The organism is Acinetobacter minutum (genome assembly GCF_035916735.1).
In the GTDB taxonomy this organism is placed as follows: domain Bacteria; phylum Pseudomonadota; class Gammaproteobacteria; order Pseudomonadales; family Moraxellaceae; genus Acinetobacter.
The window spans coordinates 1-15,670 of the sequence record NZ_JAQIHG010000040.1 but is presented as its reverse complement, the minus strand read 5'-3'; the positions used below and the strand labels follow the sequence as shown (position 1 = coordinate 15,670).

The following is a 15,670-nucleotide window of genomic DNA, read 5'->3' as shown; positions in this document are numbered from 1 at the left end:
AAAAGAAAAAAATTAGTGGTCTAGGGTGGTCAATTTTGGACGCTGATACCTGATCAATTTTCAACGCTGATTGACAGTTTCATTAAAATAATCTTCCCATGTGCGTGGTTTTTCAGACAGAATGACTTCCCCTTTGACGTTTCTACGGATGTATACGACTGTACTTTTGAAGCGATACTCCTTTGGTAGCCTTACTGCCTGACTTTGACCATTCATGAAAATTTTAGCTGTATGGTTCATTTTTTCACCAAAATATATATTAATAAGTATATATTAAAAATAAAAATGGCAAATCACAAATCCTTTGTTCATCTACACTGATCTATTTTTGTGAACTCTTGTTTATTTTGGAACTGACAATGGCTATAGATATTTAATACCGAATCCGACGAGTGGAGTTGTCTTTTCCCTCTGCTGTTTTTACCATCTTGATTATGTAACACAATCAAGATGAACAAATAAAATGAATGAAAATCAGCATGGTGGTGCCCGTGAAGGTTCGGGTCGCAAACCGGTCCATCAAGGCCCAACCAAAGTGATCCGGGTTCCAGAAGCCCGTGTACTGGAAATCAGGCAGTATCTGGATCAGGTAAAAAAACCGGCCCGCAATGAGATTGCTTCGATTACTCCGGTTGAAGCCAGAACACATTATGAGATTCCAGTTGCCTTGCAAAAGGTGGCAGCCGGTTTCCCTTCCCCAGCCCAGGACTATATCGACAAGACCCTGGATCTGAATGAGTTTCTGATCCAGAACCAGCAGGCCACCTTTATCGTTGAGGTGGAATCGCTGTCTATGCGCGATGCAGGTATTGATCTGCAAGACAAGCTGATCGTTGATCGCAGTATAGAGCCCAAGCATGGTGATATTGTTCTGGCCCTGATCGACAATGATTTCACCATCAAGCGACTGATGATTGAAGGCGACAAACGCTGGTTACAGGCGGAAAACCCGGATTATTCCGATATCCATTTGAAAGACGGTCAGACCCTGCTGATCTGGGGTGTGGTCACCAGTGTGATCAAAAAGTTCAGATGAGCAGCAGCGAGCGGATTTATGCCCTGATTGACATCAACAACTGTTATGTCAGTTGTGAACGGGTATTTAATCCCAGCCTGAATCAGCGTCCAGTGATTGTGCTGAGCAATAATGATGGTTGTGCAGTGGCCCGCAGTAATGAGGCCAAAGCCCTGGGCATCAAGATGGGTGTTCCGTTGTTTCAGGTTCAGGACATTGTGCAGCAGCATCAGGTGGTGGTGCTGTCGAGCAACTATGCTCTGTATGCGGAAATGTCGAAGCGCTTTCATTCTATTCTGGCCGGTTATGTGGCTCCGAATGAACAGGAAATTTATTCGATTGATGAATGTTTTCTGGATTTGACCAGTTATGCGCAAAACTTTGACTTGACCCGCTATGCCAGAGAGATGAAACAGCGGATCTGGGACTGGATCGGGTTGCCGGTATCCATCGGGATTGGCCGTAGCAAGACCGAAGCAAAGCTGGCCAATCATCTTGCCAAGAAATGGCCAGGCTTTGATGGGGTGTGTAATGTGCTGGAGCTGGATTATCTGGATCAGGAAACGCTGTATGCTGGAATCGAGGTGGGTGAAGTCTGGGGGGTGGGGCGCAAGTTGGTAAAGAAGCTGAACCAGATGGGCATCCATTCGGTACTGGATCTGGTGATGCAGAATGCGCATCACATGGGTAGTGTGTTTTCAGTGCTGATGCAGCGCACGGTACTTGAATTACAGGGAATCTCCTGTTTGCAACTGGAGGATGCTCCTGCACCCAAGCAGCAGATTGTGGCTAGCCGCTCTTTTGGAGAACGGATCACGGAACTGGATGATCTAAAAGAAGCCATGGGCAAGTATGTACAGGATGCGGTTATGCGTTTGCGTGCAGATGCCTCGCTCTGTGGCTGCATCATTGCTTTCGTACAATCCAATCCTTTTGATCAAAATACAGCATATTACAGCAAATCATTGGCCGTCGAGTTTCCCGAACCGACGGACTGTGTACTAGATCTGATCCAGGCTGCGATGCAGTTACTGCAAGGCATCTATAAGCCTGAAGTAAAGTATAAAAAATGTGGGGTGATTCTGACCGGTCTGGTCAGCAAGACCCGCTATGTACCTGATCTGCTAACAGACCATCGCCAGCGCGAAAGCAATGAACAGCTGATGCAGGCTTTAGAAGCCGTGCAAGCCAGATATGGCAAGAGTAAACTGGCAGTAGGATCGTGTTATTTACCACAACGGAAATGGTCAATGAACCGGACACATCTGACCCAGAACTATTTTAGCTGGCAGGGATTGTTGAAAATTACCCATTAAGCTGTGTCAGCTTGTCACGGTATTACCCTACTGTCCAAATCGACTGGTGGTGATTGCAAGGAAGAGAAGAATGTCTAAAGTCATCCGTGAACGTATCACCAAGTAACCGAATCCAGAGCGTTATTGGGCAAGCAAATGTCAGCGAACCTGATTGCGATCGCAGAACTGACCCATACCCCGATTCCACGCATGCCGGTAGATGAGCATGGGGTTTTTCACGAGATTCAAAATCACTGATAGGTAGACCTGCATGGATTGCAGGAACGGACGGTATTCTCCTGTTCAATCGGTCGAGTGCCCAGACCCGGTTTGATTGTTATCGTTAAGTCCATATTTTTGTAGCTAACGCCTGGTTTTATAGCGTTAAGTACAGAAATCCGTACTTAACAGACCAGATATTTTTATGGTCCTTAGGCTTTTTCTCTATTCCTTAAAGGTGTCATTGAGCGCCTGCTGAACCGCGTCGATGCGTGACTTGCAGGCTTTATAGGCGGTCATCGATTCTTCGACGATCGCCATCAGGTTATCAATATCCGGTTCTTCCTGCGATTCCAGCAATTCGGCATTCTTCTTGAGAATCTCGTAGCCCTGTTTAAAACTGAGTTCTTCATTGTTCATGTGTACTTACCTGTGTCACGGTGGCATCAATCCTGCCATCCTGGAGTTCGATCTGGAGTTGCTGGCCAGAGATTTGCTGCACTGAGCGGATAGCCTTGCCCTGACTGCGGACAATCGCATAGCCCTTGGCCATCACGTTTCGTGGGTTTTGTAGCAAGGTTTCCCGCATCAGGGATTCGGTCTGCTGGGTAGCCTGCCGGAGCTGTTGCTGGGCAAAATACTGGGTATCGCTTTTTAATAGATCAACGCTACGCTGGGCATCATTGAGCTGGCTTTGTGCCAGGGTTTGGATGGTTTTCAGGTACTGGTCATGCTGGCTTTGATAGGCGGTCAGCTGATGCTGTGATAGCAGTTTAATGGTTTGCAGCGCAGTACTGACTTCATTGACCCGTTCGACAATCAGGTTGCGGATCCCGGCGATGACTTTACTCGGGGTATCAAATGAGCGGTGCGCGATTTCATCCAGAATGGTGCGGTCTTTCTCGTGGCCAATGCCGACCCAGATCGGCACTGTTCTTTTGCATAACAGTGCAGCCAGCTCATAGTCGTTCAGATAGGCCAGATCATTCACTGCCCCACCCCCGCGGATGATCACAATCAGGTCGGGAGCGCTTTGGTACGCTTGAGCCCACTGCCTCAATGCACTGGCCAGAGCCTGCATAATACTGCCGGGGGCGGTATTGCCCTGGAAGGTGGCTGCATGATAAACGAAATGGCAGACACCCGCCTGAGCCAGGGCATCGGCATCTTTTTTGAAGTCCCCCAGCCCGGCTGCATTTTCCGGGGCGATGACCAAGACGTTCTGCAAATCAAAAGGTGTCGGTAGCTGTTTGTTGTGATTGAGCAGGCCTTCCTGGGTCAGGCGCTGCAGGATCTGCTGATAACGTTTGGCAATGTCACCCAGAGTAAAGCTGGAGTCGATGTCTTCAATATTGACGGAGAAACCGTATTGCGGATCAAATTTGGCTTTGACCTTGATCAGGACATTCAAGTCCTTGGACAGTTCAATGCCGCTTTCTCGTTCAAACCTTAGCACGATTTTTTGTGCGGTGAATTTCCAGAGGGTGCCTTTACAGCTGGCAATCACTTTATGGCTGTCTTCATCCTTCTCTGCCAGTTCCAGATAGTAGTGCCCGCCTTTGATGCTGAGATTACGGATCTCGGCTTTGACCCATACCGCTTCATCGAAAGTCAGCTGGATGACTTCCTGTACGGTGGTCAGGTATTCACTGAGACTGAGTTGGGTTTCTGACATGAAAGAAAATACGGAATGCGGTCATTTGATCCTACAAAATAACAGCTTTCATTTCAAAGCATAGAATTGTTTGGAAAATCTGGAGCATTGCCATGTATGTCCACAACGTGCTGAAAGCCTCTCATCAAGAATTGACTATTTTGCGCTGAGGATAACCGGGTCAGACTTCAATTTTTATCCAGTAAGCTTATCAAGTGCTTTATGGCGTCATTTGCAGGACGAGGATTTTCAAGCGCATCGATCAGCATGGCGTGATCTGCCGCATTCCCTTGCACCCCAGGGTTGGATTTCAGCACATCTTCTGCCCGTTCTAAAGAGGCATAAAGGATAAAATCACTGACACTGATGCTCAACAGGTTTGCGGCCTGCTCAAGCACTTTTTTGGTATCAGCCGTGATTTGAATATTGATCTGTTCGGTTGCAAAGTCATCCATATCTTCTGCAGAGCGTGGCGTAGCTACTGTCTCATTCTGACTGATCATCTCTGCTACAACCTCAGCAACAAGCTCAACAATTCTTGAGAACGCTTTAGACTGATCTCCGTCAAGCCAGGACAATGCCGGGAACTCGGCACATAAACCGACATATGCATGATCTTCTGCCGACATGTGACACGGTAAGATAGTGTTTGCTGTCCATTTGATCCTTCAGCATGCTTTTGGCTGGCCCAGTGCAGCCCAGATTTTTAACCTGATCGAGTTTGGATTTTTCACGATGCTCTTGAATCACCATCGATATGCTAGCCCGCTTTATCGTCCATAGCCTTGAACGGATGCATTGATTAAATCCTGGAGTTGTCTTGCTGACGCGACAATGCGTTCAAAGTCGACCTGCGAGTTATAAAGCATGTTGGCTTGACGCATTTTATTGAAGTCATCGGTTAATAATCTTAAACCGTCCGGGTTCGGCAGCAGCAGGAATTCTCCCTGCAGGCATTTGTCATAGTGAGCATAGCTGGCATTGAAAAAGATATTCTTGAGTTGAACCACATCATGCAGCAGCGGGATATTCTGCATGGCTTGCTGGCCAATCTGATGGTTTCCCAACGCCATCAGGTCAAACCAGTGACGTGACAAACGCTCTGCAGTCTCTCTGACGCCTCGATGACACTCGACATGGATCAGGGTCGCCTTTTCCCAGAAAGTGCGTTCGGGTGAGAGTACCGTGACCTGGCTGGAGGGAAAAGCGATTTCTTCGATCTGGTCGGCCATATAGGGTTGTACCGTCCAGATCTCATTCGGATCAATAATATTGCGGCCACCCAATTCGATCAGGATATAGCCGAGGATATATTGGTTTCTCTCCTTCAGCACGGAGGGATACCTGAACTGGATCGCTTCACCGCCTTGCATGACTTTGATTTCAAAAAGCTCGCTACGCGGCAAGGAAGCGACTTGCGCTTGCAGGTACGGTGCCACCACATCTTCCGCATAGGCCTGGACTTCACGCTTGAGTGCTTTATTAATCCGTCGCAGCGTACCCGAGCCGATGTCATCAGGGGCCGTCTGCCCTTCCAGCAGCCCCAAGCTGCGGACGGCCTCAAACTGGCGATAGTCTAAAGTCACATCGATATCTTCAGAGAAGCGGTCAATGACGTTATACACTTTGGACAAAGAGGTACCGCCTTTGAAGGCCATCTTTAAACGCTGCGGCATCTCGAACAGCTGTTTCAACACCCAGCACACCCAGAGATCTTTTTCTGAGATTTCCAGATCCCGCTCCGCCTGGATGGAGGCGTAATATCTCAGAATATCGGTCTGATCCTTGACGCTGAGCTGCATAAACGATTCAGCCATGTGCTCTTACCCCTTTTAATGCGCTCTTCATCCAGTGGGTCAGTTCAGCTTTCGTAAGCTGTTCAAACTCTTTCTCCGTCAAGCGTGACTGAATATGCTGAATCACCTGCGCATTGACCAGATCCTTTCCCAGGTAGTACAAGGCAGCAATCGCCATACCTACGTCGGTTCCGGCATGCTGCAGCAGTTTCCGGTTAGCGGTATGGATAAACTTCACTCTTGAGCCGGCAATTTCAATCTCGCGTGAAATTCCATTGGTGTAAAACACTTTGGTCAGGGGCACCTGGGTACTGAGTCCCAGTTTGTTTGCTGCGATAGCCCCATGGACCTGAATCGTTTCATTGTTCTTTTTGGCAATGACCTTGATCGTCTCGTTCAAGTCAGGCGGCAAACGCTTGCCTTTCAGAATCGGACTATATTCAGGTTTGTAGTAAATGCCATTCTGGATACGGCAAATCTGACCCTCTTCAGCCAAACGCGACAGACTGCGCTGAACCGCCTGGCGTGATCCCTCGACATGAATATGGTCTGCAGAAAACACCCGGCCACGCTGAAATCGTGTGATTTTCTGCTTCACAGTTTCCGCAATGCTATGTGTGGTCTGTGCATTCAATGCCATGCTATTGTCCAACAATAATCTGTCTAAAATACTACTATAGTTTTGGACAGAATAGCAGATATAAACACCGATATAATTCTAGACAAAATATTTCATCAATAAGATAGAAAAACACTATTTATAAATAGCTTATTAAAGTTTATTGATTTTTAACCTCTTCAATTTCAAGAATCCATAATCCCCCGATCATAGGGTTCTATTGCATAAGCCATACCGTTATAGATTTAAGGAAAATATCGCACCATACCCACCCTCTTGCCTGTAAATAACAACACCGCAAAAGTGCCAATGCCAAGCACAAAAAAACAAACCGACCAGACCGGACCAGCAAAATTTATCCAGTCCATTTGCAAACCTGACTTTTTTTTGAAAAAGCACACCAAAACAGAGGTGGAAAAATGAAATCCATTACACTCCTGGGAGTGCACCGAAAAGAACCAAATTAAATTAACCCGCACTAAAGTAAAGTAAATTAAATTAGGGAGTTAAACTCATGGCTGCTAAAGCGATTACCAAGCCAGATGTCTACAATGCGATTGAACAGCTGCTGGCTGAAACGGGCCACTATACCAATGCTGCGATCATGAATCTGATTGGCGGTTCATCTGTGACCGTGCAGAAGTACCGAAAAGAGTATGAACGGGAGCATCGAGATGGGGTGCAACGAAAAGCGCTGAGCTTGAAAGAAGCCGAGCATAAACGACTTTCCGATGCGGTGGCTGACATTATGTCTGGCCGGATTACAGAGGTCAGTGACAGCCATAGCAGTGAAATCGAGCGCTTGTCTGAGGAGCTGGACACTGTACTGATCGACAAGGAAAACCTGATTCAGCAGTATGCCCAGCAACTTGCTGAAATAGAACAGCTCAATGCTGAAAACCTTGATTTGAAAGCAAAAATCAGGGTTCTCGAAGAGGGAAAAGAACGCTCCAGAGCCGAAATTTTGGAGCAGTACGAGAAACACAAGCTGCAAGTCAATGAACAGCTGGAGCTGGCCAAGCAGCAGTATGACGAAGCCATCAAAAATTATCAGGATGCGCAAAAAGATCTGAAAGCTGATAAAGCACAGCTCATTTCTGACCATCATGCTGAAAAACAGCAATTACAGTGCCAGATCCACGAACTGCAAACCAGATTGGCTGAAGCCATTTCCAGCGAGAAAGTAACAGCGGTGCGTTATGAAGAAGCACAAAAGCAGCTGGTACGCGCTTCACGCGACATCGCCGAGTTAAAAGATGAAATCAGGCAGATGCGAAATCCACCGTCACCGGCAAAACGTGGAAAAGCAAAAGAAGAGCTACCGCCAATGGATGGCAAGACCGAAGATTTACTGGATATGCTGGAATGATGGCTGGTTCAATGATGCTGAAAAATAAGGCAAGTATTCGATCTGTGTAATAGCCCTGCCCCCCATATCAAAGCGTCCCCCAGGAAAATTGCAAAAGTGCATATTCTGAGAGCGGACATTTCTACTTAGGAATAACAGAAAAATGGGAGCGATATGCTCCCATTTTTCATTTCGCATGTTCTCTATAGTACTGGTTTTTCCGTTTGGAATTGTGCTTCCAACTTTTGGAAAATTTATAGACATAAGTCGGGAAATCATCCCAAACATAGGGCAAACCATTACCACGGGCAACACGTATTTTGAGCGGATAGTCTTTATATTCAATGCAATGCATGAAATAAAAACTTCTTTCTTGTTGCGTACTGAACTTTTTAAAATAAACACTTCTCAGATTAGGATATTTTTTCCAAAAATAATCCTGAGGATGTGCTTTGATAGACTGTTGGTACTGATATTTCAGTTTTTTCATGATTCCTCCCAGGTAACATTACCTAGAAGGGATCCTGTGCAAAGTAGTTCATCGTAGTTAACTCTTCGTCTTTCTATAATTGAGTATTGATCTGATAACGTGTGTTACGTCCACCACCTTCCAATTTGACGATACACGCTTTTTCAAGCAAGTCAGATAAGTGGCGGGTAGCCGTTGCCTTACTGACTTTAGCAACCTTTTGATATTGTGAGGCACTAATACCATGTTCAAAGCCATTTTCCCCACCATCCAATAAACGGTTTAAAACTTTTCGTTGCCCTTCATGCAGGTCTAAACTTGAATGTTTATGCCAAAACTGACTTTTAAATAAAGTTCGATTGATCTGCTTTAAGGTTGTTTCAAGGCTGTCATTCAAGGTATCTAAAAACCAAACCAGCCAATCTGTGATATTGGAATCATTTTTTTGGGTTTGTTCTAAGATGTCATAGTAACTTTTGCGTTTGTTTAATATGGCAGGAGATATGGCATACAAACGAATGCTCTGTTCATCCATTTGAGCCAGAGCAAGATCTGTCAGTGTACGTGTAATACGACCATTACCATCATCAAAAGGATGTAGCGTCAAAAACCATAAATGAGTAATACCTGCACGTAAAAGAGGGTCAAGCAAGGAATCGCTCAGACTATGGTTAAACCACTCGATAAAGGCATTTAAGCGTCTTTCCAACCCCTCTCTGGGAGGAGCTTCAAAATGTACTGTAGGATAATCCAATCGACCTGAAACGACCTGCATAGGTTCTGAGCCTCTGAGTTGACCAATGCGTAAACGTTGCATTGTCCAATCCGGGTCATTGAAAAGCCAACGATGCCATTGCATAAGGCGTTCAACAGTGAGTGGTTGCTTCACATTGTTAAGCGCATCGAGCATGATATTGGCTAGACCTTCTGATCTGTCGGAGCTTGGATAAGGTTGTTCAAGCGTAACGCCCAAACGTCGAGCTAGAGATGATCGCAATGAAAAAACATTGAGGCTTTCATTTTCAATTGCTGATGAAGCAACTAGATTGGCAAGTAGAGTATCTAAAGTAAATTGTTCTTTTGCTAAATCATGCTGACTTTGCCCAAGAAGAATTCCTATTTTTTGATGGATTTGTCTCGTTTTAGGCAGGATGACAGAATCCTCCCAGGTGAAGTCTGTCCAGTTTTCTGCTTGCCAAATCCATTCCTGCATCTTCAATCTCTAACCAGAACTGTTCCAAGATGAGTTAAATATAGCACATATTCGGATCATCATATGAGCTGAATATACTGTTTAATTAGCTCATCTATTTGGCAGGATTTGCATCAGCCGACTGATTTAAAAGTCGGATTGTTCGTGTTTTTGTGGTTATTTAAAATTTTCAGAAAATCTTAAACTTTTAAAATCAGGATTTCGTGTTCGTCTTGTGGTTCCCACACTATCAACCTTAAGATCATCAAGCCCAGTATCATGTTTGATTGAACCACCTTGAATATTTTCTGATCCTAACTTCAGGTATGATGATATTGCTATCACTACATTTAAGAATCATTATGAAACACTTAGGATTTGTAGGAAAAAGTACAGTACATATTGGATATACCCATGTTGAAATTATTAACAGTTCTCTTCGACTGTCCTTCAACGTGCCCTTAAAGAATAATCCAGAGGATGCCTTTAGAAAAATCGTAGAAAACAACTATGATTTATTGATGTCGACTTCAGCAGAAATCTCATTTGAATTAGATAGCGAAACGATTACAAAGGCTGAGAACTTAATTAAAGAGCAAGGTATTGAGTTAGAAGAATTTATTCAGAATACGCTGATTGAATTTATCAATCATAACCAATTAGATACCGTCAACTCATTACCATAGTTAGACAATAAAAAAACCCGACATGTCGGGTTTTTTTATGTTTAGCTGCTAGATAGGATGGTGCTTCACCTCACGATCCTGGTGCGAGAACTTATCATTATTGTTTTATGTTCCGGAACATCCTGTTCCTGTATGACTTCATCATAAGAAAAAAACCGCAGATACCCTAGCCGCAAAATCCCTAAATCCATGTGCGCCAGGACGTACAAAACCGGCTAAAAGTTGTCCCGGTTTTATCCGCAGAAATTGGGATAATTTTTTACCCTGAGCGTCTGATGTAATCAGGAAAAACCGCAAACAGACTATTTTTTAAACAAATTGATTGGCGAAAGATGCCAGGATCGAACAGAAAAAAGCCGACTTGTTTCCAAATCAGCTTTTCGGGTTTACGCCCCCTATTTTTTATATAATAAGTTATTGATAAATAATACTATTTTTTATAAATTTCGAATAATGCCCATTATGTTAAATAGAAATTTTTAGCTAGTTCAGCACAAACGTACAATCTTTAAGGCCTAGAACGCGATACCGTTCTCTCTTTGATGTTTATTGCTATCTAATTGAGTGAACTCTGTGGAAATATTTCTTTATACATTAAGCGTTATGTATAGCCCAGGTCCTGTAAATTTTATGGGGCTAAATTCTGGCCTTACAGGTCAATTAAAAAAGACTATAGGATTTTACCTAGGCGTTGGTTTCGCCATGTTGATCTTATTCGTATTGTTTGGCTATATAGGTGAAGCTGTTATTCCACATGGATGGATTCATTATATTGCTTTAGCGGGTGCAATTTATACATTCTACTTGGCTATAAAAATGATTAGGGCGAATGTAGAAACAACTCAACAGCAAGAAAGCCATCTAACATTCCTAAATGGCTTATTTATTCAGTTATTAAATCCAAAAGCCATTCTCGTCATTCTACCTGTTACGACAATTATGTACCCTGCAGCCAAAATCACAGGAATCATGATCTTGATTGTTTCTTTACTGATTTCACTTGGTGCTGTTGGCGCGCCATTCACCTATGCTCTGGTTGGAAAAGTATTAGGCAACAAAATTGCTAATCCTATCTGGTTTAATCGGCTAAATAAGCTGATGGGTATACTCTTGATTTTATCAGGGCTTTTTATGTTCAAAGATTTTCTTAATGGAATCAATCTGCTTTAGGACAAATTAGCCGTTCAAATCGAACGGCTACCTTTTAATATTTATCATTTTCCATTGAGTGGGAGTTAAACCAAATGTTTTTATAAAATGTCTGGTCATATGACTCTGATCAAAAAATCCTGCATTTAAAGCAGCATTAACAATAGACCCCCCTTGAGCAAGGTAGAACTTAACTGTTTCTAAGCGACGCATGGTCATATAACGGTGTGGGCTAGTTCCAAATAATAATCGGAAATCACGAGAAAGGCTCCAGCGGTCACGATCAGCATGTTTCTCTAAATCTGACAAACTTAAGTTTTCATGTGGATACGCCAAAATATACTCACGCGCTCTCTCTGCTGCCTTGTAGTCAATTTTTTTGTTTTGGCTAGATGAAGTATCTGAAATTTCACAAAGTATAGTTGCCAAATCAAATAGAGCATCTTCCTCTTCTAGGCTATCCATATAATTATTTATATTATTTAGAAAGCTATCCATTGCCCTAAACAGGCGAATATCATTACTTAAGCCATGTCTGATAAAAGGCAAGGGTTTACCCTTTAAAATGGTTTGGATCATCGCTGGTTCGATGTAAATCATTCTATAGCGATAGCCATCTAATGTTCCTGATTCACCATCATGCTTTTCATCCGGGTGTAGAACCATAGTCATGCCTGGCAAGCTATGTTGCAATGTACCTTTGTAATGGAAGTTCTGAACTCCGGAAAGAGTCCTGCCAATAGCATAAGTATCATGTCGGTGAGGTTTATAAGCATAATTGGAAAGAAATGCTTCAATTCTTTCTAATTTATGATTTTGAGTGGGGGATCTCACAATCCAATTATTTCCACTGGAGAAATCAGGCATAATTGATGGCCAATTTTTCGTAGATTCTATTGTAGATTATTTTTCACTTTTCCTAAAATTAACATAATACACGTTATCCGTAATTATTTTAATTTTTCATTTAAAATCAATTTATTAAGTTTAAAACAAAAGCCCAATCACACCAGGTTGGGCTTTTTATGTGAATAATTATGTTCCAAATTTTTCTGGGTTGATTACCATTCCAATAAATTAGCTGTACTTATTGGATCAGGAACAGAATGCTATTCACAGCTTTCTTCAACTTTAGAAGTAATGTTCAGTTCATAATTATTCACCAATGACTCGATCATATTTTCAAAGAGATACGGTTCAAGTAGATGCATATTTTTTTTAGATAAGTTTAAACCCCATTCAGGTTCACTTTTATACCCTTCACCATACATTCTGTCAGTAAATACGCCATTAGGTTCTAACCAAACAGTTGAAGGTATTAGATAAAGCTGTGGAATTTCCTTGTCAGTTAAAAGACCAAGTGCAAGATATAGATTTGGATTAGGTTCAAAGTATTTCTTGGTCATGAAGACATAACCATTTTGTTTTCTTAGAGACTTAACCTGGATTGAGAGGAAGTCAGACTTTTTATAACGAGCTACGAAGTCTAATCCACGATCATCAACTTCTGATGTATAGACCTGAAATCCATACATGGCAAATTCCATTTTTACATAGTATTCAACGAATGTTCCAACTTGCAAATTATTAAGTTTAGACCAAATATAACGGCTCATAAGTAATTATTATCAAGATTAAAATGTGAATGTTATACTGAGTTATCAGAAGCTTTACAACAGCTTATACAATGAAATACATAATTGCTGTTCCCACCTTTTATTAGCATCTTCTACCCGAGCAGAAGATAAATTAACTCTTCAGCAATTCAATGAAATGGCGTTGTTAGTGATGCTACAAGAAGTTACTGATTATAATTCTGATATGTAGTGTAGTTTATTTAACTAGCTATATGAGGCATAAAATTGAATATAGGGATTTTCTGGTCTTATAAGAATCAAGTTATAGGAATTTCTCATGACTTTGCTTTAAATGAAGCCGATTCTATAGGCTTGATTGATAGTCGGTACACGCATGTGGACTATTGGGAAAAATTAAAACTTCAAATACCTGGATTAGAACATACAGAGTACGAGCAGCTGCCTAGAGGCAGGGTTATTTTTGACACTCATAAAAGTAAAGCAATCATCTATCTCGATAAGACGTTATTGCGAAGAAGTAAGGTCAATCAAATCCTCAATTTTTTTAACTTAAATTTTGAAAATGTCATCTTGAGAACAGATCCTCACTACAAAATATAGTTTACTCAGGATCCATAACCACATCATACGCATCATGAAGAACGTGGCTGTAATGTCCGCCCACCTTATGAAAACAATCTGATATCAAGCTAATATGTAATTTTTTGTAAAAAATCAGTGCGGTAGAGCGTCTTCGAGCCGTTGATAGATTTGTTTTTTGTTTTATAATCTTAAATTATTGATATTTATATATTTATTTGATTTGAATTACTCTTCTTGTTATCCTGTTTTTACTTTAAGAACAGGATATAAAAATGTCAGCATTAAATTTAGGCAATGCCTTGTTTGAGGGATTTAATGATCAACATGGTCTGATGATTTGTGGTTATGAATGGGGATGGTCAAAAGAGGATCAGGCAAAAGAAGAACCTTCCATTGATTACTCTATTAAGTGCACGTTCAGTAACAAAGCACTGCGATATGGAGAGCAAGCAAAACAATGGAGATACGATAAAGCCATCAGAAAGTGGTTCGGTTTGTGGGGGCATCCATTAAATGAAAATGATTTAGGTACTGATTTTGATAAATCTATCGTGCAGACCAATTGGGCCTATAGTTGCAACAATAATATTAGTGACTATTCCAGATTCCTGGAGCAAGATCAGATCGATAATTTTATTACGCATATCGAACAGCTCAGACCTAAAATTATCATTTTTATGGGTCGTAATCTGATTGATCTCTTACGGAATGAAAAAGTTTGGGACAGATTTACAGCCATTGCGGGACAACAAATAGAACCACTGCAGACTGTTCAGAAGACAGAATATGACGGCACTCGATTCAAGGTTTTCTTCAACAACTTTGAAAACTGTAAAGTAGTTTGTCTGCCTCATCCCTCTAGTAGTAGAGGTCTATCGGATGAATATATCAAATTATTTAAACCAGAAATGAACGCAATTCTTTCTCAGTTCAAACAAGAAAAAGGTATCGATTAAGATATAGCCTCTCATCACTACTGATATGAAATTGAAAAAAGTTAGTCTTGTTCATGGCGACATCACCACTCTACCGGTAGATGCTTTGGTTAATTCTGCCAATAAATCTCTGTTAGGTGGTGGTGGGCTTGACTATATCATTCATAAGAAAGCAGGCATTTTGATGAAAGATGCCTGTATCGAGCTTCACAAAGCAAAAGGTGGGTGCAGAACTGGTTCTGCAGAGGTGACTATTGCCGGAGATCTACCGGCGAAATTTGTCATTCATGCAGTAGGTCCGCGATGGTTAGACGGAACCCGGGATGAACCTCAACTGCTCTGCGATGCCTATAGTAATGCACTACTTAGGGCTGAAGACATCAAAGCAAAAACCGTTTCTTTTCCCAATATTTCAACCGGTATTTATTCTTTTCCTCAGCAACTTGCTGCTGAAATTGCGATAGGAACCGTTTTATCAACCTTACCTACATATAAAATGGTAGAGCACGTTTTTTTCGTGTGTAAGGGCACAGAACACTACGAAACTTATAGAAATATACTGCTGCAACTAGAAGATCCCCATATTGACATTTTGCTTTAAACCATAAGGGTAACTTTAGAGTTTTGATCACTTTCTATACTACCGAATTTTCATTTTAATTGGCTAATGACTAAAGCTTATTAACGCCAGTTCTAACAATTTAGTCTACGAGTTTTAAATACCGGTAAACAGCCTGTCGGCTAATACCAAATGCTTTTGCCAGATCAACTTTGGATGAATATTTTCCTTCATCCCAGGCTTGTAATAATTCTTTGGCCTGATCGGGGTTCAATTTATGGACACGACCTTTATATTTGCCCTGAGCTGCTGCGATCTTAATCCCTTCTTTCTGACGTTCTAAGATAATTTCCCGCTCGAATTGAGCAAAAGCTCCCATGAGTTGCAACATCAGGTTATCCATCGGAGTGGCTTGGGCCGTGAAAGGGCACTGTTGCAAATAGTGATTTGAGTCGATGATGTTCCCTTTAAAAAGTGCTTAGAGACCGAAAACCCTGTTGATTAGACACACTTCACCCTGAGGCTGACCATAATAAAATGACGATGCTTGTCCT

18 protein-coding genes and 2 pseudogenes are annotated in these 15,670 nt (G+C 42.1%); 8 read left to right on the top strand and 12 right to left on the bottom strand.

What is annotated here, in order from left to right; translation table 11 throughout:
• Positions 1-60: 60 nt before the first annotated feature.
• On the bottom strand, positions 61-216 hold the full coding sequence (locus PAE54_RS12465) for an antitoxin (protein ID WP_442784404.1): 156 nt from the start codon (positions 214-216) through the stop codon (positions 61-63).
• A gap of 247 nt (positions 217-463) precedes the next feature.
• On the opposite strand from PAE54_RS12465, the gene PAE54_RS11590 reads away from it, so the two are divergent.
• The gene (locus tag PAE54_RS11590; RefSeq protein WP_326519553.1) at positions 464-1,036 is read left to right on the top strand and encodes a LexA family protein; all 573 of its coding nucleotides are present in this window, start codon (positions 464-466) and stop codon (positions 1,034-1,036) included.
• Positions 1,033-2,331, top strand: a complete 1,299-nt coding sequence (locus PAE54_RS11585) for a Y-family DNA polymerase (RefSeq protein WP_326519552.1) — start codon at positions 1,033-1,035, stop codon at positions 2,329-2,331. Before PAE54_RS11590 ends, PAE54_RS11585 begins: the two co-directional genes overlap by 4 nt.
• Positions 2,332-2,754: 423 nt before the next feature.
• Here the strand turns inward: PAE54_RS11585 and xseB are convergent, their stop codons facing one another.
• The 5 genes from xseB to PAE54_RS11560 all read right to left on the bottom strand — a co-directional run bounded on the left by xseB (position 2,755) and on the right by PAE54_RS11560 (position 6,619).
• A complete protein-coding gene (gene xseB / locus PAE54_RS11580) occupies positions 2,755-2,949 on the bottom strand; it encodes an exodeoxyribonuclease VII small subunit (protein ID WP_326519551.1) in 195 nt (64 codons plus the stop codon).
• Complete coding sequence (gene xseA, locus PAE54_RS11575; protein ID WP_326519550.1) at positions 2,939-4,204, bottom strand: exodeoxyribonuclease VII large subunit; 1,266 nt, start codon at positions 4,202-4,204, stop codon at positions 2,939-2,941. Before xseA ends, xseB begins: the two co-directional genes overlap by 11 nt.
• Before the next feature lie 167 nt (positions 4,205-4,371).
• Entirely contained in the window at positions 4,372-4,812 is a 441-nt protein-coding gene (locus PAE54_RS11570) for a type II toxin -antitoxin system TacA 1-like antitoxin (RefSeq protein ID WP_326519549.1), read from the bottom strand.
• A gap of 141 nt (positions 4,813-4,953) precedes the next feature.
• Positions 4,954-6,000 (bottom strand): nucleotidyl transferase AbiEii/AbiGii toxin family protein, encoded by a 1,047-nt coding sequence (locus PAE54_RS11565; protein WP_326519548.1) that lies wholly within the window; start codon positions 5,998-6,000, stop codon positions 4,954-4,956.
• Positions 5,993-6,619, bottom strand: coding sequence for a DUF6088 family protein (locus PAE54_RS11560; protein WP_326519547.1), 627 nt, complete (start codon positions 6,617-6,619; stop codon positions 5,993-5,995). The genes PAE54_RS11565 and PAE54_RS11560 overlap by 8 nt, the downstream gene beginning before the upstream one ends.
• Before the next feature lie 493 nt (positions 6,620-7,112).
• On the opposite strand from PAE54_RS11560, the gene PAE54_RS11555 reads away from it, so the two are divergent.
• Positions 7,113-7,967: a DNA-binding protein gene (locus PAE54_RS11555; protein WP_326519546.1), complete on the top strand. Its 855-nt coding sequence runs from the start codon at positions 7,113-7,115 to the stop codon at positions 7,965-7,967.
• 166 nt (positions 7,968-8,133) lie between these two features.
• Here PAE54_RS11555 and PAE54_RS11550 read toward each other — a convergent pair whose 3' ends face one another.
• Positions 8,134-8,436 (bottom strand): hypothetical protein, encoded by a 303-nt coding sequence (locus PAE54_RS11550; RefSeq protein WP_326519545.1) that lies wholly within the window; start codon positions 8,434-8,436, stop codon positions 8,134-8,136.
• 73 nt (positions 8,437-8,509) lie between these two features.
• Positions 8,510-9,628: a Fic family protein gene (locus PAE54_RS11545; protein WP_326519544.1), complete on the bottom strand. Its 1,119-nt coding sequence runs from the start codon at positions 9,626-9,628 to the stop codon at positions 8,510-8,512.
• 341 nt (positions 9,629-9,969) lie between these two features.
• On the opposite strand from PAE54_RS11545, the gene PAE54_RS11540 reads away from it, so the two are divergent.
• Both PAE54_RS11540 and PAE54_RS11535 read left to right on the top strand, forming a co-directional pair.
• Positions 9,970-10,293 carry a hypothetical protein gene (locus tag PAE54_RS11540; protein ID WP_326519543.1) on the top strand — a complete coding sequence of 108 codons (324 nt, stop codon included), beginning with the start codon at positions 9,970-9,972 and terminating at the stop codon, positions 10,291-10,293.
• A gap of 573 nt (positions 10,294-10,866) precedes the next feature.
• The gene (locus PAE54_RS11535; protein WP_180044540.1) at positions 10,867-11,463 is read left to right on the top strand and encodes a LysE family translocator; all 597 of its coding nucleotides are present in this window, start codon (positions 10,867-10,869) and stop codon (positions 11,461-11,463) included.
• Between the two features lie 27 nt (positions 11,464-11,490).
• On the opposite strand, the gene PAE54_RS11530 is transcribed toward PAE54_RS11535, so the two are convergent.
• Complete coding sequence (locus tag PAE54_RS11530; protein WP_180044542.1) at positions 11,491-12,309, bottom strand: AraC family transcriptional regulator; 819 nt, start codon at positions 12,307-12,309, stop codon at positions 11,491-11,493.
• A gap of 242 nt (positions 12,310-12,551) precedes the next feature.
• Positions 12,552-13,058: a hypothetical protein gene (locus PAE54_RS11525; protein WP_326519542.1), complete on the bottom strand. Its 507-nt coding sequence runs from the start codon at positions 13,056-13,058 to the stop codon at positions 12,552-12,554.
• Positions 13,059-13,304: 246 nt separating this feature from the next.
• Here PAE54_RS11525 and PAE54_RS11520 point away from each other — a divergent pair, with 246 nt between their 5' ends.
• From PAE54_RS11520 to PAE54_RS11510, 3 genes are all read left to right on the top strand, one after another.
• Positions 13,305-13,640 carry a hypothetical protein gene (locus tag PAE54_RS11520; RefSeq protein ID WP_326519541.1) on the top strand — a complete coding sequence of 112 codons (336 nt, stop codon included), beginning with the start codon at positions 13,305-13,307 and terminating at the stop codon, positions 13,638-13,640.
• 254 nt (positions 13,641-13,894) lie between these two features.
• On the top strand, positions 13,895-14,578 hold the full coding sequence (locus tag PAE54_RS11515; RefSeq protein WP_326519540.1) for a hypothetical protein: 684 nt from the start codon (positions 13,895-13,897) through the stop codon (positions 14,576-14,578).
• A 31-nt stretch (positions 14,579-14,609) separates the two neighbouring features.
• The gene (locus PAE54_RS11510) at positions 14,610-15,158 is read left to right on the top strand and encodes a macro domain-containing protein (RefSeq protein WP_326519554.1); all 549 of its coding nucleotides are present in this window, start codon (positions 14,610-14,612) and stop codon (positions 15,156-15,158) included.
• Between the two features lie 100 nt (positions 15,159-15,258).
• On the opposite strand, the pseudogene PAE54_RS11505 reads toward PAE54_RS11510, so the two are convergent.
• Together PAE54_RS11505 and PAE54_RS11500 are read right to left on the bottom strand one after the other, a co-directional pair.
• Positions 15,259-15,540: pseudogene (locus tag PAE54_RS11505) on the bottom strand (recombinase family protein); the annotation flags it as partial.
• A 54-nt stretch (positions 15,541-15,594) separates the two neighbouring features.
• Positions 15,595-15,670 (bottom strand): annotated as a pseudogene (locus PAE54_RS11500) (IS6 family transposase); the annotation flags it as partial.